17 protein-coding genes are annotated in these 20,917 nt (G+C 45.6%); all 17 read left to right on the plus strand.

From position 1 onward, the window contains the following. The 17 genes from FFM77_RS05925 (at position 1) to holA (ending at position 20,807) form a co-directional block, all read left to right on the plus strand. Complete coding sequence (locus FFM77_RS05925) at positions 1–978, plus strand: alpha-ketoacid dehydrogenase subunit beta (RefSeq protein ID WP_137634840.1); 978 nt, start codon at positions 1–3, stop codon at positions 976–978. A 59-nt stretch (positions 979–1,037) separates the two neighbouring features. Next, positions 1,038–2,333 (plus strand): 2-oxo acid dehydrogenase subunit E2, encoded by a 1,296-nt coding sequence (locus FFM77_RS05930; RefSeq protein WP_137634841.1) that lies wholly within the window; start codon positions 1,038–1,040, stop codon positions 2,331–2,333. A 7-nt stretch (positions 2,334–2,340) separates the two neighbouring features. Next, positions 2,341–3,753, plus strand: a complete 1,413-nt coding sequence (gene lpdA / locus FFM77_RS05935) for a dihydrolipoyl dehydrogenase (RefSeq protein WP_137634842.1) — start codon at positions 2,341–2,343, stop codon at positions 3,751–3,753. A 261-nt stretch (positions 3,754–4,014) separates the two neighbouring features. Further along, positions 4,015–4,953 carry a lactate dehydrogenase gene (locus FFM77_RS05940; protein ID WP_137634843.1) on the plus strand — a complete coding sequence of 313 codons (939 nt, stop codon included), beginning with the start codon at positions 4,015–4,017 and terminating at the stop codon, positions 4,951–4,953. Then, complete coding sequence (locus FFM77_RS05945; RefSeq protein ID WP_137634844.1) at positions 4,937–5,224, plus strand: UPF0223 family protein; 288 nt, start codon at positions 4,937–4,939, stop codon at positions 5,222–5,224. The genes FFM77_RS05940 and FFM77_RS05945 overlap by 17 nt, the downstream gene beginning before the upstream one ends. Positions 5,225–5,233: 9 nt before the next feature. Continuing rightward, positions 5,234–6,019 (plus strand): inositol monophosphatase family protein, encoded by a 786-nt coding sequence (locus tag FFM77_RS05950; RefSeq protein WP_137634845.1) that lies wholly within the window; start codon positions 5,234–5,236, stop codon positions 6,017–6,019. Positions 6,020–6,199: 180 nt separating this feature from the next. Then, a complete protein-coding gene (gene typA / locus FFM77_RS05955) occupies positions 6,200–8,038 on the plus strand; it encodes a translational GTPase TypA (RefSeq protein WP_137634846.1) in 1,839 nt (612 codons plus the stop codon). Positions 8,039–8,989: 951 nt separating this feature from the next. Further along, positions 8,990–10,168 carry an FtsW/RodA/SpoVE family cell cycle protein gene (locus FFM77_RS05960; RefSeq protein ID WP_223876789.1) on the plus strand — a complete coding sequence of 393 codons (1,179 nt, stop codon included), beginning with the start codon at positions 8,990–8,992 and terminating at the stop codon, positions 10,166–10,168. 30 nt (positions 10,169–10,198) lie between these two features. Continuing rightward, on the plus strand, positions 10,199–13,630 hold the full coding sequence (locus FFM77_RS05965) for a pyruvate carboxylase (RefSeq protein WP_137634847.1): 3,432 nt from the start codon (positions 10,199–10,201) through the stop codon (positions 13,628–13,630). Between the two features lie 151 nt (positions 13,631–13,781). Further along, positions 13,782–14,075, plus strand: coding sequence for a YlbG family protein (locus tag FFM77_RS05970; RefSeq protein ID WP_137634848.1), 294 nt, complete (start codon positions 13,782–13,784; stop codon positions 14,073–14,075). 16 nt (positions 14,076–14,091) lie between these two features. After that, positions 14,092–14,661, plus strand: coding sequence for a 16S rRNA (guanine(966)-N(2))-methyltransferase RsmD (gene rsmD / locus FFM77_RS05975; protein ID WP_137634849.1), 570 nt, complete (start codon positions 14,092–14,094; stop codon positions 14,659–14,661). Next, positions 14,658–15,149, plus strand: a complete 492-nt coding sequence (gene coaD, locus FFM77_RS05980; RefSeq protein WP_137634850.1) for a pantetheine-phosphate adenylyltransferase — start codon at positions 14,658–14,660, stop codon at positions 15,147–15,149. Before rsmD ends, coaD begins: the two co-directional genes overlap by 4 nt. Next, positions 15,142–16,188 (plus strand): SepM family pheromone-processing serine protease, encoded by a 1,047-nt coding sequence (locus tag FFM77_RS05985; RefSeq protein WP_137634851.1) that lies wholly within the window; start codon positions 15,142–15,144, stop codon positions 16,186–16,188. Before coaD ends, FFM77_RS05985 begins: the two co-directional genes overlap by 8 nt. Positions 16,189–16,244: 56 nt before the next feature. Next, complete coding sequence (locus tag FFM77_RS05990; protein WP_137634852.1) at positions 16,245–16,979, plus strand: helix-hairpin-helix domain-containing protein; 735 nt, start codon at positions 16,245–16,247, stop codon at positions 16,977–16,979. A gap of 53 nt (positions 16,980–17,032) precedes the next feature. Continuing rightward, positions 17,033–17,518 carry a ComE operon protein 2 gene (locus FFM77_RS05995; protein WP_137634853.1) on the plus strand — a complete coding sequence of 162 codons (486 nt, stop codon included), beginning with the start codon at positions 17,033–17,035 and terminating at the stop codon, positions 17,516–17,518. A gap of 39 nt (positions 17,519–17,557) precedes the next feature. Further along, on the plus strand, positions 17,558–19,798 hold the full coding sequence (locus FFM77_RS06000) for a DNA internalization-related competence protein ComEC/Rec2 (protein WP_223876790.1): 2,241 nt from the start codon (positions 17,558–17,560) through the stop codon (positions 19,796–19,798). Next, positions 19,767–20,807, plus strand: coding sequence for a DNA polymerase III subunit delta (gene holA, locus FFM77_RS06005; protein WP_223876791.1), 1,041 nt, complete (start codon positions 19,767–19,769; stop codon positions 20,805–20,807). Before FFM77_RS06000 ends, holA begins: the two co-directional genes overlap by 32 nt. The last annotated feature ends 110 nt before the right edge of the window (positions 20,808–20,917 follow it).

Genomic DNA, 20,917 nt, shown 5'->3' on the forward strand with positions numbered 1-20,917 from the left:
ATGTCAAAGAAAACGTATATTCAAGCAATTACGGATGCCCTTCGATTGGAGCTCGGCTCAGATGATCGGACTTTGCTATTTGGTGAAGATGTTGGTAAAAATGGTGGGGTCTTCCGGGCAACCGATGGCTTACAAGCAGAATTCGGTGAAGATCGGGTTTTTGATACCCCATTAGCTGAATCTGGGATTGGTGGCTTATCAATTGGACTAGCATTGGAAGGCTTCCGACCAATTCCAGAAATTCAATTCTTAGGGTTTATCTTTGAAACCTTAGATTCAATCGCTGGTCAAATGTCACGGGAACGCTTCCGAATGGGTGGCACCCGGCATATGCCAATTACGATTCGGTCACCATATGGTGGTGGAACGCATACGCCTGAAATGCATGCGGACTCATTGGAAGGTTATTTGGCACAGATCCCTGGGTTACGGGTTGTTACACCATCTAATCCGTATGATGCGAAAGGTTTGTTAATTGCGTCAATTCGCAATAATGATCCGGTTTTCTTCCTTGAAAATTTGAAGTTGTACCGGTCAATGAAAGCGGATATTCCAGATGAAGCCTATACAGTGCCACTAGATAAGGCCGCCGTGGTTCGTGAAGGAACCGATATTTCGCTGATTGCGTACAGTGCCCAAGTCAACCAATCATTAAAAGTCGCTGAAAAGCTGGCTAAAGAAGGCATTTCTGCTGAAGTCATTGATTTGCGGACCCTTTCACCATTGGATGAAGAAACGATCTTAAAGTCCGTTGAAAAAACGGGTCGGGCCGTTGCGATTCAAGAAGCCCAACGTCAAGCTGGTATCGCAGCCAACGTGGCGTCCTTGATCGCTGAAAAAGGTGCCCTTTATCTCAGTGCGCCAGTTGGACGTGTGTATGCCCCTGACACAGTTTATCCATTCGGGTTAGCAGAAGATGATTGGCTCCCAGCAGAAGACGAAATCGAAGCGAAGACCCGTGAAATCTTAACATATTAAAGATTGACGGCATTTGAGTAACAACCGTGCGCGCGGTTGTGATGAAAGGAAGTTATCGCATGGCTTACGAGTTTAAACTACCAGAGCTTGGTGAAGGCCTTGAAGAAGGCGAAATCGCATCATGGCTCGTTAAACCTGGTGACGAAGTTAAAGAAGACGACTCATTAGTAGAAATTCAAAACGATAAATCAGTTGAAGAATTGCCATCACCAGTGGATGGTAAGATTATTAAAATTTTAATTCCAGAAGGCGAAACGGCTAAAATTGGTGATGTGATCGTCACCATTGATGACGGCTCTGGTGATAACGCTACTCCCGCTGCCACACCGGCAGAACCAGCAGCGCAAGCCACACCAAGTGCACCGGCTGAAAGTGCTGCCACAACTGAAACTGCTCCCATGGCGCCCGCTGATCCTAACAAACGGATCTTGGCGATGCCATCAGTCCGGCAATATGCTCGGAACAAAGATATCGATATTACCTTAGTGACGCCAAGCGGGGCGCATGGTCAGATTACGAAACAAGATATAGATAATTATACTGGCGCCCCTGCTGCAACTAAATCGGCCGCCACGCCTGAAACTGCGGCCCCGGTAACAGCAGCTGAACCAGCACCAACTCCAGTTAAACCATACGTTTCAGATACACCTGAATTGGAGACTCGTGAAAAGATGACCCCAATTCGTAAGGCGATTTCTAAAGCGATGGTTAACAGCAAGCATACGGCACCACATGTCACCTTATTTGATGAAGTGGAAGTCAGTGCGTTGATGGCGCATCGGAAGAAGTACAAGACGATTGCGGCGGATCGCGATATTCACTTGACCTTCTTGCCATATATTGTGAAGGCACTAGTGGCGGTCTTACAACAATTTCCAGAATTCAATGCCTCAATTGATGATGCCAATAAAGAGATTGTGTACAAACATTACTTCAACATTGGCGTTGCAACTGATACGGACCGTGGCTTGTTAGTGCCAAATATCAAGCACGCTGAAGGCAAGGGTCTATTTGCGATTGCTAAGGAAATTACTGATAATACGCAAAAAGCTTATGACGGCAAGCTTAAAGCTAGTGAAATGAGTGGTGCTTCCATTACAATCAGTAATATTGGTTCAATTGGTGGTGGCTGGTTTACTCCAGTCATTAACCAACCGGAAGTCGCTATTTTAGGGGTTGGCCGGATTGGTAAAGAACCATACGTCAACGATGATGATGAGATTGTTGTCGGCAAGATGCAGAAGTTGTCCTTAAGTTTTGATCATCGTTTGATTGATGGTGCCACGGCTCAAAAAGCCATGAACTTATTGAAACAATTATTGCATGATCCAGAATTATTATTGATGGAAGGATGAGGTCAGAATGGTTGTAGGAGATTTTGCTGAAGAACGCGATACCATTATTGTCGGCGCGGGTCCTGGTGGCTACGTCGCTGCAATTCGGGCCGCTGAATTAGGCCAAAAAGTCATGGTCGTCGAAAAAGAATATATCGGCGGGGTGTGCTTAAATGTTGGCTGTATTCCTTCTAAAGCGTTGATTAGTGCCGGACATCGGCTACAAGAAGTTAAGGATAGTAAGATTTTTGGGATTAAGAATATTCAGGCACCGGTCTTGGATTTTAAGACAACTCAAGACTGGAAGGACCATCAAGTGGTTGATCGCTTGACGGGTGGTGTGTCGATGCTACTCAAAAAGCATAAAGTGGAAGTCGTGACTGGGGAAGCCTATATGCATGATAACCACACATTGCGGGTCATGAATGGTGATCACACTGGTCAGACTTACAAATTCAAACATTTGATTTTAGCAACTGGTTCACGGCCAGTTGAAATTCCAGGCTTTAAGTTTAGTGGCCGGGTGGTCGATTCGACTGGTGGCTTGAACTTGCCAGAAGTACCGAAAGAATTAGTGGTCATCGGTGGTGGCTACATTGGGTCTGAATTAGCTGGGGCCTATGCGAACTTAGGGGCGCACGTTACCATCCTCGAAGGGACACCACAGATTCTACCGAACTTTGAAAAAGACATGGTTCAGTTAGTCTTGAAGAATTTCAAGGCTAAAGGGGTGACTGTAGTCACGAATGCCATGGCAAAGAACTCTGAACAAACGGATAGTGGTGTCACGGTTACCTATGAAGTTGACGGGGAAGCCCAAACCTTAAAGGCTGACTATGTGATGGTTACTGTTGGCCGGCGTCCAAATACCGATGATATGGGCTTAGAATATACTGACGTTAAGTTGAGCGATCGTGGCTTGATCGAAGTCGATGCTCAAGGTCGGACGGCCGCTGAAGATATTTTTGCGATTGGTGATATTGTTGCTGGACCAGCTTTGGCTCACAAAGCCTTTGCAGAAGGTAAAGTAGCCGCTGGTGCAATTAGCGGCAAGAAGACGGCTAACGACTATGTTTCCGTGCCCGCAGTTTGCTTTACTGATCCAGAACTAGCCACGGTCGGCATGACCAAGGCAGAGGCTGAAAAAGCCGGATTATCGGTAAAAACATCAAAGTTCCCATTTGCTGGTAACGGTCGAGCGATTTCCTTAAACTCAATGGATGGGTTCTTCCGGTTAGTGACGACCAAAGATGAAGGCACGATTGTTGGTGCCCAAATTGCGGGTCCCGGGGCAAGTGACTTGATCTCTGAACTAAGTGTGGCTGTTAACGGTGGCTTGAACGCTGAAGATTTAGCGTTGACGATTCATCCCCATCCAACGTTGGGTGAAGTGGTGCAAGAGGCCGCGGATGAAGCAATGGGCTATCCAACGCATATTTAATGATTTAAACAGGACTAGGTTAGAAACTAAAAGTTGGCATCGAGTTTGATGGTGCCAACTTTTTGGGTTACGTCAAATTGGGGCTTAGTCGTCGACCAAGTCAGAGCCCCCCAACTAACTGAGACTTTACCCAAATTTAAAAACCTTGTGCTGCCTACTGACCCGTTGCTTATGTTACAAAAGATTAAGCTTTTTATTAACATTTACTTGAATTCCTTGACAGCTTAGGTACAATTATTAACGAAAGTTGGGAGGGATTTCATGAACAATACAGTTATTATTCGTGGATTATTCGAATTCGTACAACAACTCATTTTAATTGCGATGGCGAAAGATTTGCCATTGACCTTAATCGTCGCGACCGACGCTGACGAGACACCGCGTTACCAATCTTTAATGACTGCTAGTACGGCTTGCCGGCAATTTTCGTTGCTCGCTAAAGCCAAACCAGATTATTCGCAAGCTGATACTTTGATTATCGGAAACCTTGTACCGTTAGCGGCCGATCGGGATGCTGATGCTGATTTACGGGCCACGTTGCCATTATTTCGTAGTTTTGTTAATGCCGCAATGGCGGCCGGTTTTAATGGCAAATTACTCTTAGCCGGTAGTAACGATGCGGTTTTGAGTGTGTTAGCTGCTCGATTTAGTGGGATCGATCATCAACGGGTCTTAGGACTAGGGACTTTGCCACAAAGTCGTTTATTGGAACAATTATTACAGAATCAATTGAGTGTTGGTACGGCGGATGTGCGGGCCTTTGTCGTGGGGACGACCAATGCCCATCTCATTTCTTGGAGCCGATCTTACATCGGGCCAGCGCCGGTACTGACCTATGTGGCGAATCAAGATACTAGCTTTGGCGCCGATGAGATGGCGGCTGATCAAGACCAAGTTGACGACCCAGCAATTGTTACCAATCAAACGTTGAGTGTGTTAGCATTAGTACAGGTTCTCAGCGCTTTTTATGAGCATCAGCCGTTTATTGGTACCGTTACCAATGTCCAGACTGGTAGTGATGACCAGCCAGTTGGCTTAGCGTCGCCAGTCTTGATTAGTGCCAACGGGATTAAGCGCTTGGCCGATGTGGTGTTATCCGATGAAGAACAAAAAGAATATGCCGAAATTGCGGCTGAGGTACGTCAATCCTTAGACCGAGTTGCGGCCGGGGAGTTTGATCAAAATGACAGCAATCAATGAGAATTATCAATATCCACTGGACGAAACGTGGACGACTAGTGAAATTATTACGGTGACCAACTTTTATCGGTTGATCGAAACGGCGAATGAAAGTACCGTGCCCAAAGCGGAATTGCTGGCGGCTTATCAGGCGTTTAAGCAAATCGTCCCAGCAAAATCATTGGAAAAACAAATTGGCCGTGAATTTGAAGCGGCGTCTGGCTATAGCATTTATAAGACGATGCAAGCAGCACAGCAGACAACAAAGCAACGGGTTCGCTATCGAAGCTAGGTGATTAGGATGGAAAAACAAGCATTACAACAGCTCAATCAGGCGGTGCAGACCGTCTTTCAACAAGCACGACAGCACGTCTTAACTAAGATGGGCGAGAAGTTGACCGTAGCTGAAAAAACCAGTCGCAAAGATCTGGTGACTAATGTTGATCGTAGCAATGAACTTTTTTTAGTCCAACAGTTACGCCAGCTTGATCCGCAAGCCCATATCTTAGCGGAAGAAGGGTTAGGCGATCACGTCACGTCTTTAGCCGGACATGTGTGGATTGTGGACCCCATTGATGGCACGATGAATTTTGTGCATCAGCGGAATCACTTTGCGATTATGGCGGGTTATTATGTCGATGGTGAACCCACACTGGGTTATATCTTTGATGTGATGGGCAACCGGTTGTACGCGGGAGGACCGCAAATTGGGGTTACCGTCAATGGTCAGCCGTTAGCTAAACCCGCTGATTTACCGTTAAGCGATGGGTTATTTGGGGCCAGTGCCCCGTTATTGATTCATAATCGGTTTCAGATGCAAGCTGTCGTTGATGCGAGCTTAGGGCCACGGATCATGGGCAGTGCCGGGATTCAAATCAGCCAAGTCCTGGCTGGTGAATTAGTTGGTTATCTATCTTATTTACGGCCGTGGGACTTTGCCGCGGGGCGCGTGTTAGCTGAAAGCTTGGGCTTAGTTGTGAGTCAAGTTGACGGCACACCTGTAAATATGTTATCATCTGGTGCTGTACTTGTAGCAACTAAGCGTGCGCAACGTGCAATTTTGGCAATCGTCACCCAAACGATGTGACTGTGACCCATCCGTCACAGTTTTTTTATGCCAACGCATGAAAGCCAATGAAAACGTCGTTACGAGTTGATTAACGCGCACTTGTCACTTGATAGTAACGACAGTTTGTATTAATATATGTAGGATTTCTGCTGTCAATTGGACAGTGAGAACTTTTGAAGGATGAAAGGAAGATCAATTTTGAAATTTAGAGATGATATCCGCAACATTGCCATTATTGCCCACGTTGACCACGGTAAAACAACGCTGGTTAACGAAATGCTTAAACAATCGGATACCCTTGATGAACACGTCCAGATTGATGATCGGGCGATGGACACTAATGCCATTGAAAAGGAACGCGGTATCACGATCCTTTCAAAGAACACGGCCGTACGTTACGGCGACAAACAAATTAACATTTTGGATACACCCGGACATGCCGATTTCGGTGGTGAAGTTGAACGAATCATGCGTATGGTCGACGGGGTTTTACTCGTTGTCGATGCTTTTGAAGGTACCATGCCCCAAACCCGCTTCGTTTTGAAGAAGGCTTTGGAACAACATTTAACACCAATCGTTGTTATCAACAAGATTGACCGTCCTGGTGCCCGTCCTGAAGAAGTCGTGGATGAAGTCTTAGACTTATTCATCGAATTAGGGGCGGATGAATCACAATTAGACTTCCCAGTTGTTTATGTTTCAGCGTTAAACGGGACTTCTAGCTATGATTCAGATCCTGCTAAGCAAGAACATACGATGAAACCCGTCTTCGATACGATTATCAAGACGATTCCATCACCAATCGATAACTCTGACGAACCATTACAATTCCAAGTAGCCTTACTTGACTACAACGACTATGTTGGTCGTGTTGGGATTGGCCGGGTTTTCCGTGGAACAATCAAAGTTGGTGACAGTGTTGCTGTCATGAAGCTTGATGGTAGCAAGAAGAACTTCCGGGTAACGAAGTTATTTGGGTTCTTTGGGTTACAACGTTTGGAAATCAACGAAGCCCATGCGGGTGACTTGGTTGCCGTTTCTGGGATGGAAGATATTAACGTCGGTGAAACTGTCGCTGATTCTAGCAATCCAGAAGCATTACCAATCTTACGGATTGACGAACCAACCTTACAAATGACCTTTGGGACCAACTCGTCACCATTTGCTGGTAAAGAAGGTAAATTTGTCACTGCTCGTCAATTGGAACTTCGTTTGAAGTCAGAATTGGAAACTGATGTGTCATTACGAGTTGACGACACTGACGAACCAGGTTCATGGGTTGTTTCTGGTCGTGGGGAGTTGCATTTGTCAATCTTAATCGAAACGTTACGGCGTGAAGGTTACGAATTACAAGCATCTCGTCCAGAAGTTATCTATCGTGATGTTGATGGTGTTCGGAGCGAACCATTTGAATCTGTTCAAATCGATACGCCTGACGAATATACCGGTTCAATCATCGATACCTTGTCACAACGTAAGGGTGAAATGAAGAACATGGAAAGTACTGGTAACGGCCAAACTCGTTTGACCTTTATCGCACCTTCACGTGGGTTAATCGGTTATTCAACTGAATTCTTATCATTGACACGTGGTTATGGGATCATGAACCATACGTATGCTAAGTACATGCCAGTTATCAAGAACTGGAACCCTGGTCGTCGTAATGGTGCCTTAGTTTCAATTAACCAAGGTAAGACGACAACGTACGCAACGATGGGGATTGAAGATCGTGGGACGATCTTTGTCGACCCAGGTACCGATGTCTATGAAGGCATGATTGTTGGTCAAAACAGCCGTGAAAATGATATTTCAGTTAATATCACTAAAGGTAAGAACATGACCAACGTTCGTTCATCTAACAAGGATTTGACTGCTACCATCAAGACGCCTACTCATTTGACGCTTGAAGAATCACTTGAATTCTTGAACAGTGACGAATATTGCGAAATCACACCAGAACACGTGCGGTTACGTAAACAAGTCTTAAACACTAGTGCCCGCGAAAAGGTTGCTAAGAAGCTTAAGATGCACAAATAATTAGTAATTAATGAAGAAGTCCGTTTAGCAGAGATGCTGACGGGCTTTTTTTGTGCTTTGATTTGGTTAGCGAAGGTATATAGTTGCTCCGGTTGGACTGGATTGATGCTGGAACGTGGTGGCCACGGTTGCGAGCCATAGGGCGGTCTCACAAGCCGGGCTTTGACTAACCCGAGAAGAACCCTCGGCTAAGTCAAATTTCACCACTGAGCATCATCCAGCCCAGCTTGCGCTAGTATTGGTGATCATTGTTTAGTTAGTTATGGTCAAAAAAGTTATCTAACTGAAATGACTTCAATCTAAATATAATAAACACGTTTGGTGCTAGTTGGAATTGTCGCCTGCCAGTTGGTTCCTAAAACGCTGGAACGTCATGGGCAATTTTAAAGCCAAATCCGGTCTTCGAAATCGGAGTTGGCCTAAGTCCGAGCAGCCTACTTGCATTAAGGCCAACGATACGGCTGAGCATTTTAGAACCCAACCTCTCGGCTAAATTTATGGTCGACAATAGATTATCATTATTTCTCGTTAGCTAACGTCGGGCGGACCAGAATTGGCTCAGTGGTGTCGTTTATCTTGGTCGGTGATTTTCCGACTTAGATAAAGCCCGGCTTGGAAGACCGAACTTTGGCTTCCAAACGCGGCCACCACGTTTCAGCCGATTCTGGCCCAACCAGAGTGGCAAGTCATGGTTAGCTGATACAAATTTTCAATTAATTGAGTTTACATTCGATCAGCCGGATTACGAACGGATTGAAAGCGTTAACGGTTAATTGTTCAAGAATTCTGTTAAAAGGTTTCAACAAAGCATTCTTTAAAAATGTCTCACAAATTACACATTTCACAGGCTACGGTAATTCGGACTATGCTATAATTACTGCAAGCAAACTTTTATGAAAACTGTTATTTAACAGTGATGGTAGCGCTAGATTATTTAAGGTGGGATCAAGAATGTTCAAGGCCTTGCGCCAACAAATCCCGTATCTTGATTATGGAATCTTTATTCCGTATTTGATATTAAGTGCCATTGGGATCGTGATGGTTTATTCGGCAAGTTCGTATGTTGCGGCCAGTGCCGGGTCGTCACCCACTGGGTATTTGATTCGGCAATGTATGTGGGTCGTTATCGGGTTTGTTTTTATTGGGGTCGTCTTGGCTATCAACCTGAATGTGTTTAAGCAACTAACGATGTGGAGCTGGATGGGCTTTATTATGATTGGAATCTTAATTGGATTACGGTTGTTTGGTCAATCCATCAATGGGGCGGCTGGCTGGATCGTTTTAGGCCCGGTCTCCGTTCAACCTGCGGAATTTTGTAAGCTGTATTTGATTGTTTACTTATCAGCCGCGATTGAGCGTCGTGAACGGCAACATGGGTTAGTCAAGATGGTCGATCTTAACGCACAGTTAGCGATGATGGCCGTGATGATTGCTTTGATCGTGATTCAACCAGATATTGGGGGCGCCACGATTAACTTAGCGATTGTGGCGGTCATCTTATTTGCGAGTGGCATGTCCTACTTTATTGGGGTGGGGTCATTTGCCGCGGCGGTTGTGGCTTTTGAATGGGTATTGATCCCAATTGTGAGTCACTTACCGCAACATGTATTAGGTAAGTATTACCAATTGCGGCGTTTCCTTGGTTTCATGAATCCATTTACAACGGCTTCGGGAGCTGGGACGCAGTTAGTGAACTCCTATTATGCAATTTCAAATGGTGGTTTAACGGGGGTCGGGATTGGGAACAGCTTGCAAAAGCGAGGGTTCTTACCAGAACCTAATACCGACTTTATCATGTCAATCACCGCTGAAGAACTTGGCTTGATTGGGGTTATCTTGGTCATGTTGCTGTTAGCGGTTATTGTTGGTCGTATCATTTATATTGGGGTACGCTCAGCGAATACGTTTAACACGTTGGTTTGTTACGGAATAGCCGCTTATCTGACTATCCAAGCGTTTATTAATGTTGGTGGGATTGTTGGTCTAATCCCAATTACTGGGGTCACTTTTCCCTTTGTGAGTTATGGGGGGTCCAGTATGATGGTATTGACCTTGTCACTCGGGTTGGTTCTCAATATTGCTGCTCGAGAAAAACGACAACGGGCAATATCGGTTCGTCAAGAAAGCTAGTCTATCTAATTTGGAAATGAGGGAACTCTGGTGAAAAAAGTATTAATTGCTAACCGTGGCGAAATTGCAACGCGGGTTATCCGGGCCTGTCATGAATTAGGCTTACAAACTGTTGCGATTTATGCTAAAGAAGATGAATTTTCGGTTCATCGTTTTAAGGCTGATGAAGCATACTTAGTCGGCGAAGGCCTGGCACCAATTGCCGCGTACTTAGATATTGAAGATATTATTCGGATTGCCAAAGAAAATCATGTGGACGCGATTCATCCTGGTTATGGATTCTTATCCGAAAACGCCACGTTTGATCGGCGCTGTGCTGAGGAAGGGATCACTTTCATTGGCCCGACACCGGAACAGTTGGAAATGTTTGGTGACAAGATTACTGCTAAACAAGTTGCACAAGATGCTGGTGTACAAACGATTCCTAGTACGTTGCATCCCGTTACGAGCTTGAATGAAGCACTGACCTTTACCCAAAAGTATGGCTTCCCAATTATGATCAAAGCTGCCATGGGTGGTGGCGGTCGTGGGATGCGGATTGTTCGTGAAGCCTCTGAATTACAGGAAGCGTTTGATCGGGCTCGTTCAGAAGCCATGCAGTCTTTTGGCGATGACGAAATCTACTTAGAAAAATTTATTGCGCACCCTAAGCATATTGAAGTTCAAATTTTAGGGGATGCTCATGGCAACGTGATGCATTTATTTGAACGGGATTGTTCTGTACAGCGACGGAATCAAAAGGTGATTGAATTTGCTCCGGCCGTTGCGTTACCAATTGAATTACGGCAAAAGATTTGTGATGCCGCGGTGGCATTGATGAAGAGTGTCCATTATCTGAATGCCGCGACAGTTGAATTCTTAGTCGAAGGCGACCAATTCTACTTCATGGAAGTTAATCCACGGGTTCAAGTTGAACATACCGTCACTGAAATGATCACCGAAATCGATATTGTCCATGCACAGCTTAAGATTGCCCAAGGTGGCGATTTATTTGAAGACTTGCACTTGCCACATCAGGACGCCTTAACTTATAAAGGGGCGGCGATTCAATGTCGGGTGACGACTGAAGATCCAGCTAATAACTTTATGCCTGATACTGGCCGGATTGAAACGTACCGTTCTCCCGGTGGTAACGGCGTACGGTTGGACGCTGGGAATACTTATTCAGGGGCCGTCGTGACGCCATACTTTGACTCATTGTTAGTTAAAGCTTGTGTGGCAGCGCGGAACTTTAAAGCCGCCGCCCACAAGATGCACCGGGTCTTAAATGAATTTGATATTCGTGGTGTGAAGACCAATATTCCATTTATGTTGAATGTGATTGACCATCCAACTTTCCAAGCTGGTTTAGCAACGACTCGTTTTTTGGATCAAACGCCAGAATTGTTCCACTTCCCTGATGATACGCAACAAGAAGACAAGATGTTGAAGTATATCGGGAATGTGACGGTTAATGGATTTGCTGATGTGGCCCAACATTCAAAGAAATATTATCCAGACATCGAGTTTCAAGATAACTTTAAGCCGATCGATAAGCAGATTGTCACGGCGAAGGATGTGCTAGATAGCCAAGGGGTTAGTGGCTTACAAAGCTGGTTACTAGCACAAAAAGAAGTTTTGTTAACGGATACGACCATGCGGGATGCGCACCAAAGTTTATTTGCGACCCGGATGCGGACCAAAGATATGTTGGCGGTTGCTGGGGCGTCTCAAAAAGCCTTACCACAATTGTTCTCATATGAAATGTGGGGCGGGGCGACCTTTGACGTGGCCTACCGTTTCTTGAACGAAGACCCTTGGAGTCGGTTGAAAAAGTTACGTAAGGCGATGCCACGGACCTTATTCCAAATGTTATTCCGTGGGAGTAATGCCGTTGGTTATCAGAATTATCCCGACAATGTTATTCGTGAATTTATTTTAGAAGCTGCTAAGAGTGGGATTGATGTTTTCCGGATTTTTGATAGTTTGAACTGGGTCCCACAGATGGAAAAGAGTATTCAAGCGGTCAAAGAAACGGGTAAAATTGCTGAAGGAACGATTTGTTATACTGGCGATATTATGGACCCTAACCGTGAAAAGTATAATCTGGCTTATTACAAACAATTAGCCTTGGATTTACAATCGACTGGTGCTGATATCATTGCGATTAAAGATATGGCTGGTGTCTTGAAGCCTGAAGGGGCTTATGAATTGGTTGCCACGTTGAAAGACGCCCTCGATGTGCCGGTTCATTTGCATACCCACGATACAACGGGTAACGGGATCTTTACGTATGCGCGCGCGGTCGCTGCCGGAGTTGACGTGGTCGATGTGGCCACCAGTGCCTTATCGGGGACTACGAGTCAACCATCAATGAGTTCACTTTATTATGCGTTGGCCCATAATGACCGGCAACCAAACGTGGATATTAATAACGTTGAAGCGATTAACCGGTACTGGCAAGGGATTCGTCCATATTACCAAGATTTCTCAAATGGGATGACTGGTCCACAGACTGATATTTATCAGACCCAGATGCCTGGTGGTCAATATTCAAACTTACAACAACAAGCTAAAGCCGTGGGGCTAGGCGATCGTTGGGAGGAAGTTAAGGATATGTATGCCACCGTCAACGATATGTTCGGCGATATTATCAAGGTAACGCCAAGTTCGAAAGTTGTTGGCGATATGGCCTTGTTCATGATGGAAAATAAGTTGATGCCGGAAGATGTTTATGATCATGGCGATAAGTTTGATTTTCCTGACTCAGTGATTAACTTCTTTGCTGGTAATATTGGTCAACCAGTAGGCGGATTCCCGAAGAAGCTACAAAAGATTATTTTGAAGGATCATAAAGCATTAACCGTGCGGCCTGGTAGTTTAGCCAAACCAGCAGACTTTGATGCGGTTGCGGCGGAATTGGCACCGAAAATCGGTCATCAGCCAAATATGCAAGAAATTTTAAGCTATATCTTGTATCCAAAAGTCTTCTTAGACTATCAAGCAGAACACAAACGCTATGCGCACGTGTCCTTACTCGATACCCCAACGTTCTTCCAAGGAATGCGGCTGGGTGAAACGGTCAACATCGAACTTGCTAAAGGGAAGACGATGATCGTTAAGCTGAACCAATTAAGTGATCCTGATGTTGACGGGATCCGGACCCTTTACTTTAGTATTAACGGGCAAAGTCAAGAAATCACCGTTAAGGATAACGCGGTTCACCAGACTGCTGCCAGCACGCGCAAAGCCGAACCAACTAACGAAAATGAAGTTGGGGCGACGATGAGCGGTTCGGTCTTAAAGCTCTTAGTTAAGAAGGGTGACACGGTTAAGAAAGGGCAACCGTTGATTGTTACGGAAGCCATGAAGATGGAAACAACGATTCAAGCGCCCGTTGATGGGGTGGTTGCACACATCTATGTCAGTGGCGGTGACGTGATTCAAACCGATGATTTATTAATTGAAATTGCACCACAATAAGGTGTTTAGAGACCCGCGTCATTGGATGCGGGTCTTTTTGCGTGCTTTAGCGGACTGGTAGTTGACGAAAGTCGCAATCTAGCCTAACATTTAAAAGATAGGTAAGCGATAAAGCTGTACTTAATCAAGGTAAGAAAGAGGTGGCAGTTCGATGGAATTTACAGTGACCCCCCGACGTGCACTGATCGTGTACTTGCATTCAATGAAACAAGTGCGCCAGCTAAAGCGTTTTGGGACGATTCAATATCAATCACGTAAAATGCATTATGTGGTGCTTTATTTGGATGAAACACAAGTCCAACCAGCGACCGCCAAATTAAAAAAGTTGAATTTTGTCCGGCGGGTTGAACCATCTTATCGGCCGGATGTTGATATGAACTTTGGTGAACGAGTTGACCGCGGGTTTTTTAAACCGCAAAACGATGAAGACGAGGATGATGATTAAAGTTGGTGATTAACGGATGCGAATTGTAGCAGGTGATTTTGGTGGTCGACGGTTAAAAGCCGTTCCTGGCATGCAGACACGACCGACCACGGATAAGGTCAAAGAAGCGTTATTTAATATTATTGGCCCCTATTTTGATGGCGGCCAGTCGCTAGATATGTTTGCGGGTAGCGGTGGTCTCAGTATCGAGGCAGTTTCGCGAGGCATTGACCGGGCTGTTTTGATTGATCGGCAGTACCAAGCCATTAAGACGATTCAAGACAATGTAGCCGTGACCAAAGCCGCTGATCGCTTTGAGATTATCAAAGGCGATGCGCAACGGACATTGGAACGGCTAGCCATGCAGCAGGAACGCTTTGATATGGTCTTTTTAGATCCACCCTATGCGAAGCAAAAAATTGTTGCGGATATTTTAAAGTGTCAGGAATTAGGACTACTAAATGCTGATTGTCGAGTGATCTGCGAAACTGATGCCAACGCCCAGTTACCTGATGATATTCCGGGCTTTAAATTAATTCGACGCCAGACTTATGGGATTACGTATTTGACGATTTATCAGAAATTAGAGGCAGGTGCATTAGCATGACGATTGCAGTTTTTCCCGGTAGCTTTGATCCTGTGACACGCGGTCATTTGGATCTCATTCGCCGAGCGAGTCGGCTAGTTGACCATCTAATTGTGGCTGTCATGGTTAACACTAATAAACGCCCGTTATTTACGATGGCTGAAAAAGAAGCTTTAGTCCGTCATGAAATTGCGGACCTCAAAAACGTGGAAGTCAAAGCTGCAACTGGGTTAACCGTGGATTTTATGGCGCAAGAACACGCGACCGTATTGATTCGCGGTCTGCGTAATGAACAAGACTTTGGTTACGAACGTGATATTGCGTGGATGAACCAGTCACTAAACGATTCGATTGAAACGGTCTGTTTGCTGGCACGGCCACCATATGCTTATTTTTCATCGAGTTTAATTAAAGAAGTGGCCAAGATGGGGGCCGACGTAAGTGAATACGTGCCCGACGCTGTTGCTGCCGAGCTGAACCGGCGTTTGCAGGATAGTGCGCATGAATAAGTGGCGGGACTTTTTGCGGCGTTATTGGGTTGGTCTGCTAACTGTCATCCTAATTTTGGCGTTATTTTTCATCCCGTTACCGTATTATATTGAAGGTCCAGGTAGCGCTAATAATTTAAAGGCCTTTGTGACGGTTAAGGGGCATCCCGACCATCACAGTGGCAAATTCATGTTGACATCAGTCTTAACAGCGCCGGCGCGACCGATAACATGGTTGTATGCCGAACTTAATCCGCATTATTCGGTCGTTAGTGCTGCTGAAATGACGGATAATCAAGACGATGCAACTTATAATAAAGTGCAAACTTTTTATATGCAAAGTGCGATTAATGAAGCGATTGCGACTGCTTATCGAGCGGCCAAAGCCAGCTATCATAAGACTTATCGCGGTATTTATGTGTTAGATGTTCAGTCACAGTCCAAGTTTCATTCAGCAATTAAAGTTGGCGACACAATTACGAAAATTAATGGTCGCCATTTTAGTAACGCTGCTGGGTATCAGACTTATATCGCGAAGCAAGGAATTGGTCAAAAGGTAACGGTTACGTATCAGCATAATCACACGACTAAAAAAGTGACCGCCCCACTGATCAAGCTTAGTACGCACCGTGCTGGAATTGGGATAACCTTGACTGATAATGTTAAAGTGACAACTAAGATTCCGGTCAAAGTTGATCCTGGCGAGATCGGTGGACCATCAGCTGGTTTGATGTTTAGTTTACAGATTTATCAACAATTGACGGCCCAAAACTTACGCCACGGTCGCAAGATTGCTGGTACTGGTACGATTGCCGCTGATGGGTCAGTCGGTGAAATTGGTGGGATCGATAAAAAGATTATTGCGGCTAAAAAAGCCGGCGCAACGATCTTCTTTGCACCGTATGTGAAACCGACCAAAGCGCTATTAGCGTTAGAAGAACAGCACCAAACGAACTACCAGTTGGCAAAAGCGACAGCTAAAAAATATGCGCCTACGATGCAAGTCGTCCCAGTGACAACGTTCAAGCAAGCTGTCCATTACTTAGAAACTCACAAATAAATAACATTTTTTGATAACCGCCTGCGTACTTAGAAGTATAAGGGAGGTTATTTTTGATGGAAAAAATTTTGATGAGTTGGTTGGCCCAACATCGGCGCCTAGCTGTAATCATCGTGGTAGGTTTGTTAGGCGTCTTGAGCTTGGGATTAGGACTAAGTTTAGCCTTGCATCGATCGTCGGCACCCGCTGATCCCGCATTGGCAAGTAGTCAAGTGGTCGCTACAAGCAGTCCCTTGGCCACGCATACAACCAATCGTGCAGTTGCTAGTTCAAAAAGCAGCAACGCGACTAAAGGCCCGATGTATGTCGATGTTAAAGGCGCGGTCAATCATCCGGGTGTCTATGAGGTTAGTGAGCGAATGCGGGTGGCAGACGTCATTGCGTTAGCGAAAGGCTTACGTCCAAAAGCAGATCGTGTCCAATTGAATCTGGCAGAGAAAGTCACGGATCAACAAGTGATCTATGTGCCCGTGAAAGGGGAAAAGCCGCCAGTGATGAGCAATCATCATAGTACGGGGGTGGCGACAACCAAGTCCGCTACACCTAACAGCACGAATCAGTCCACGGCTGGTTCCGCTAGTAGTCAGACAGCCAATGAGGACCCAATTAACCTGAATACGGCCAATGTCACGGAATTACAAAAGTTAGCCGGTGTGGGTCAAAAAAAGGCCGAAAAGATTATTGAGTATCGTGAGACACACGATGGGTTCAAGTCGGTCGATGATTTAAAACAAGTTTCTGGAATTGGTGATAAGACGTTAGCCAAATTTCGAAACCAGTTAACGGTCTAGTCGGATGGGCAGCAATTTGGTATACTACGGCTATTGAAAGCGAGGCAAAATTAATGAAAGATCAACGAATTCCATGGGATCAATATTTTATGATGCAGGCGGTATTGCTGTCGACTCGCAGTACGTGTGAACGGTTATCAGTTGGGGCGACGATTGTTCGCGACAAACGGATTATCGCGGGTGGCTATAATGGGTCCGTTTCGGGTGATGTGCACTGTATCGATGAGGGTTGCTACTTAGTTGATGGTCATTGTATGCGGACGATTCACGCGGAAATGAACGCAATTTTACAATGTGCCAAGTTCGGCGCTGCCACAGATGGCGCTGAAATCTATGTCACTGATTTTCCATGTTTGCAATGCACAAAAATGTTGCTGCAAGCTGGGATCACGAAGATTCATTATTTGCGTAACTATCATAATGATGATTACGCGATGGCCTTGATTAAACGAAAAAATGTAACGTTACAGCAAGTTGAATTTGACCAGACTGATTTGGATAAATTAGGTCTTGATCAAATTTTATTAAACCGCAACTAGGTGCCAAAGCTATTCTTTGCCGCCATTGCGTGCGGATTATTGAGTAGTTGGCTGATTGGACAACAGTGGATCGCAGCAGGGTTGCTAGGTGTATGGCTGATTCGGGGGTGGCGCTTAAAAGCACCGCCCGTTTTTTGGCTCATGATTGGCCTCGTTAGTGTGATGGCCATATGGTTGAGTTGGCAGAATCGGCAATTTCAAGTTAGTCGCCAAGCTAGTCCGCAAACCGGCACGTATACGGTGACTGTTCAACCAGATCAAATTCAAGTCAAGGGCAATCAATATCAACTTGTGGGTACGAGTCGTGAGGGGGCTGTGATTGCCTATGGTCGTTTAACTTCACCAGCAGCCCAGCAACAACTATTGGCACTACGACAACGAACACGTTGGCAAGTGACCGGTGAACTGAGTCCGGTACCACCGCCGACCAATCCTGGTCAATTTGATGCGCCAAGTTATTATCGTGGTCAGGGAATTTGGCGACAATTAACGATTCAATCGGTGGCTAAGGTCATACCGGCGCCGCGAACCGGTTGGCAAGGTGGTATCGATCAACTACATGGGTGGCGTCGGTCGTTTGAGATAGCGACACGCCGGTTACCGCCGACAGTCCAGTTGTATGCGGTCAGTTTATTAATTGGTATGCGACCCAGTGCTTTTCGTGAACAAATGACGGGGGTTCAGCAATTAGGATTGCTCCATTTGTTTAGTTTGTCAGGAATGCACGTTATTTTACTGATGGGGTTATTACGGTGGCTACTGTTACGGTGCCGGTTGAGTCCGGTAGCAGTGGACTACTGGTTATTGGGACTATTACCACTTTATCTTATTTTGGGTGGTGGCGCTGACAGCTTGCAACGGGCAGTGATTACGGCCTGGTTGCCAATTGTGTGGCGGTTAATTACGGGTCGGACCCAGGGAGCTTTAGCCGGGTGGAGTTGTGCGTTGCTAATTGGTATCTGGCTGAATCCGTTAGTTTTATTGCAACTCGGTGGGCAACTTAGCTATGGTTTGGCTTTATTGTTAATCTTAGCGCCCGATTGGCCGGCCTGGCGCTTAGGACTATGGGTGCAACTGATTAGTTTACCGGTGATTCTCGCAGCAACAGCGCAATGGCATTTATTCACTTTAGGCATTAATTTATTAGTCGCGCCGTTATTCAGCTGGGTTTTATTACCTTTAACGTTGATTGGCACGTCCTTGGGGTTAGTTTGGCCACCGATTGCACAGTTGTGCGAACTGGGCCTGGCTAATTTTCAGCAAGTTATTAATGGTGTCGCGACTTTACCAGGGTTATTAACGATCGGTCAACCACCCGCCAGTTTGAGCTGGGGCTTGGGATTGATGACGTTATGGTTATTGCGTCGACCAACGCAACGGTTACGCCGTCGTTTGGCATTGGCCTATGCGGCGGTCGGTCTGATCATTCACTTTCCCTTAACTGGAACGGTTCAATTTATTGATATTGGCCAGGGGGATTCGATCTTATTACGCCAGCCCTTTAATCGCCAGGTCAGTTTGATTGATACGGGTGGCCGCCTAAAGTTTCCCATGCCGGCTTGGGCACAATCGTCGCCAGCTCGGCCACGGGTGACGACGATTACCGTGGCTTATTTGCATCAATTAGGGATTAGTCATTTAGATACGGTTTACTTGTCGCATAAAGATGTTGATCACATTGGCGATTTGGGGACGTTACTGACTTTAATGCGGGTAAACCGCCTGGTGGTTCCGGCCGGCATGGCTAAGCTACCCAAGTTTCAAAAGTTAGTGGCTCCGGCTCGCTGGCGACCACAAATTATTGAGGCAGTGGCCGGTCAAACGTTTGCAGATGGTTTGACGGCGGTCCATCCTTTTCAAGCGGGTAAAGCGGAAAATGAAGATTCCTTGGTCCTGACCGGTCGTTTTGGAAAGCAACGCTTTATGTTCACGGGTGATTTAGACCGGGCTGGCGAGCGGGCGATCGTTCAACGCTACCCGCAGTTAAAAGTAGATGTGTTAAAATTAGGACATCACGGTAGTAAGACCGCCTCGGATCCTCAAGTCTTACAACAATTGGGGGTTCGTCGGGGCATTATTTCGGCTGGTCGGCATAATCGGTATGGTCATCCGAATGCGGAGACGTTAGCCACGTTGCGGCAGCAACGAATTTTGACGTATTCAACGGCGCAACAAGGGATGATCACGTATCGCTATGGCGGCTGGTCAGTACCGACTTGGACGACTTTTTTGAAGGAAGGTAATTTATATCAACGCGCAAGCAGCACTCAAAGCCATTAAGGGCGGACAATTAGCGTCAATCTACGTTATTTTAGGGACGGTTGACTATTTGGCTGATCAATTAAAGCAGCAATTACTGCAGGTGATTCCAGCTGAAGAACGAACGATGAATGTCGGCAGCTATGATATGGAATCGACACCCGTGGCAGTTGCTTTAGATGATGCCATGTCGGCACCGTTTTTTGGTGAACGGCGATTAGTTTTTATTAATCATCCGTATTTTTTAACGGGTGAGACTAAAAAAAATAAACTTGACCATGATTTAGACGCGTTGCAAACTTATTTTGAGCATCCAGAGCCAGATACGATTCTAGTTCTAATGGTGCCGTATGAGAAACTGGATGCGCGTAAGAAATTGGTTAAAACATTAAAAAAACAAGCCACGATGGTTGAAGTTAATCAAGTCTCAGAACGAGAGACGCAAGCTTATGTTCAAGCAGCCTTGCAAGCAAAACAAATCACCATTGCTCCGGATGCGTTTCAAGAGTTGATGGGACGGACAGATGGTCAATTAGGCTTAATTATGGCACAGCTGCCTAAATTGATGATTTATGCCGCTCAGTCACAACGTATCGATTTGCCGGCGGTGGATGCCCTGGTGACGCGGTCATTGACACAAAATGTGTTTAATTTGGTAACGGATGTGTTACGATATCAGACGCAATCGGCTGTTGAGTTGTATCATGATCTGGTAACGGCTCAAGAAGCGCCATTAAAGATCAATGCAATTTTGCTAGGACAGTTTCGATTGTTGTTGCAGGTCAAGATTTTAGAACGGGCGGGTTATAGTCAAGGTAGCTTAGCCAGTACGCTTAAAGTGCATCCGTATCGTGTTAAGTTGGCGATGCAAACGGTGCGGCAGTTTAAGCAACCAGCTTTACGAGCGGCTTATTTAGGCTTACTCCAGACTGAGGTTCAAATGAAGACAACCCAACGTGATCCAGAATTATTGTTTGAATTATTTATGGTTCAGTTTGTCAATGACCGTCAACGTGGCATCTCAGCTTAAGTTAAATGGGACATAAAAAAATAACCGCTCAGAAATTTAATTTCTGAGCGGTTATTTTTTTACGGTTGGAATCAAAACAACAAAAAAACTCCTAAGCCAAGGCTTAAGAG

It is taken from the genome of Lactiplantibacillus songbeiensis, from assembly GCF_005405125.1.
Taxonomy (GTDB): Bacteria; Bacillota; Bacilli; order Lactobacillales; family Lactobacillaceae; genus Lactiplantibacillus; species Lactiplantibacillus songbeiensis.

Excerpts from the sequence above, each read along its gene's own strand:
- FFM77_RS05925 (WP_137634840.1), top strand. The coding sequence starts at position 1 with ATGTCAAAGAAAACGTATATTCAAGCAATTACGGATGCCCTTCGATTG.
- FFM77_RS05930 (WP_137634841.1), top strand. The coding sequence starts at position 1,038 with ATGGCTTACGAGTTTAAACTACCAGAGCTTGGTGAAGGCCTTGAAGAA.
- lpdA (WP_137634842.1), top strand. The coding sequence starts at position 2,341 with ATGGTTGTAGGAGATTTTGCTGAAGAACGCGATACCATTATTGTCGGC.
- FFM77_RS05940 (WP_137634843.1), top strand. The coding sequence starts at position 4,015 with ATGAACAATACAGTTATTATTCGTGGATTATTCGAATTCGTACAACAA.
- FFM77_RS05945 (WP_137634844.1), top strand. The coding sequence starts at position 4,937 with ATGACAGCAATCAATGAGAATTATCAATATCCACTGGACGAAACGTGG.
- FFM77_RS05950 (WP_137634845.1), top strand. The coding sequence starts at position 5,234 with ATGGAAAAACAAGCATTACAACAGCTCAATCAGGCGGTGCAGACCGTC.
- FFM77_RS05960 (WP_223876789.1), top strand. The coding sequence starts at position 8,990 with ATGTTCAAGGCCTTGCGCCAACAAATCCCGTATCTTGATTATGGAATC.
- FFM77_RS05970 (WP_137634848.1), top strand. The coding sequence starts at position 13,782 with ATGGAATTTACAGTGACCCCCCGACGTGCACTGATCGTGTACTTGCAT.
- rsmD (WP_137634849.1), top strand. The coding sequence starts at position 14,092 with ATGCGAATTGTAGCAGGTGATTTTGGTGGTCGACGGTTAAAAGCCGTT.
- coaD (WP_137634850.1), top strand. The coding sequence starts at position 14,658 with ATGACGATTGCAGTTTTTCCCGGTAGCTTTGATCCTGTGACACGCGGT.
- FFM77_RS05985 (WP_137634851.1), top strand. The coding sequence starts at position 15,142 with ATGAATAAGTGGCGGGACTTTTTGCGGCGTTATTGGGTTGGTCTGCTA.
- FFM77_RS05990 (WP_137634852.1), top strand. The coding sequence starts at position 16,245 with ATGGAAAAAATTTTGATGAGTTGGTTGGCCCAACATCGGCGCCTAGCT.
- FFM77_RS05995 (WP_137634853.1), top strand. The coding sequence starts at position 17,033 with ATGAAAGATCAACGAATTCCATGGGATCAATATTTTATGATGCAGGCG.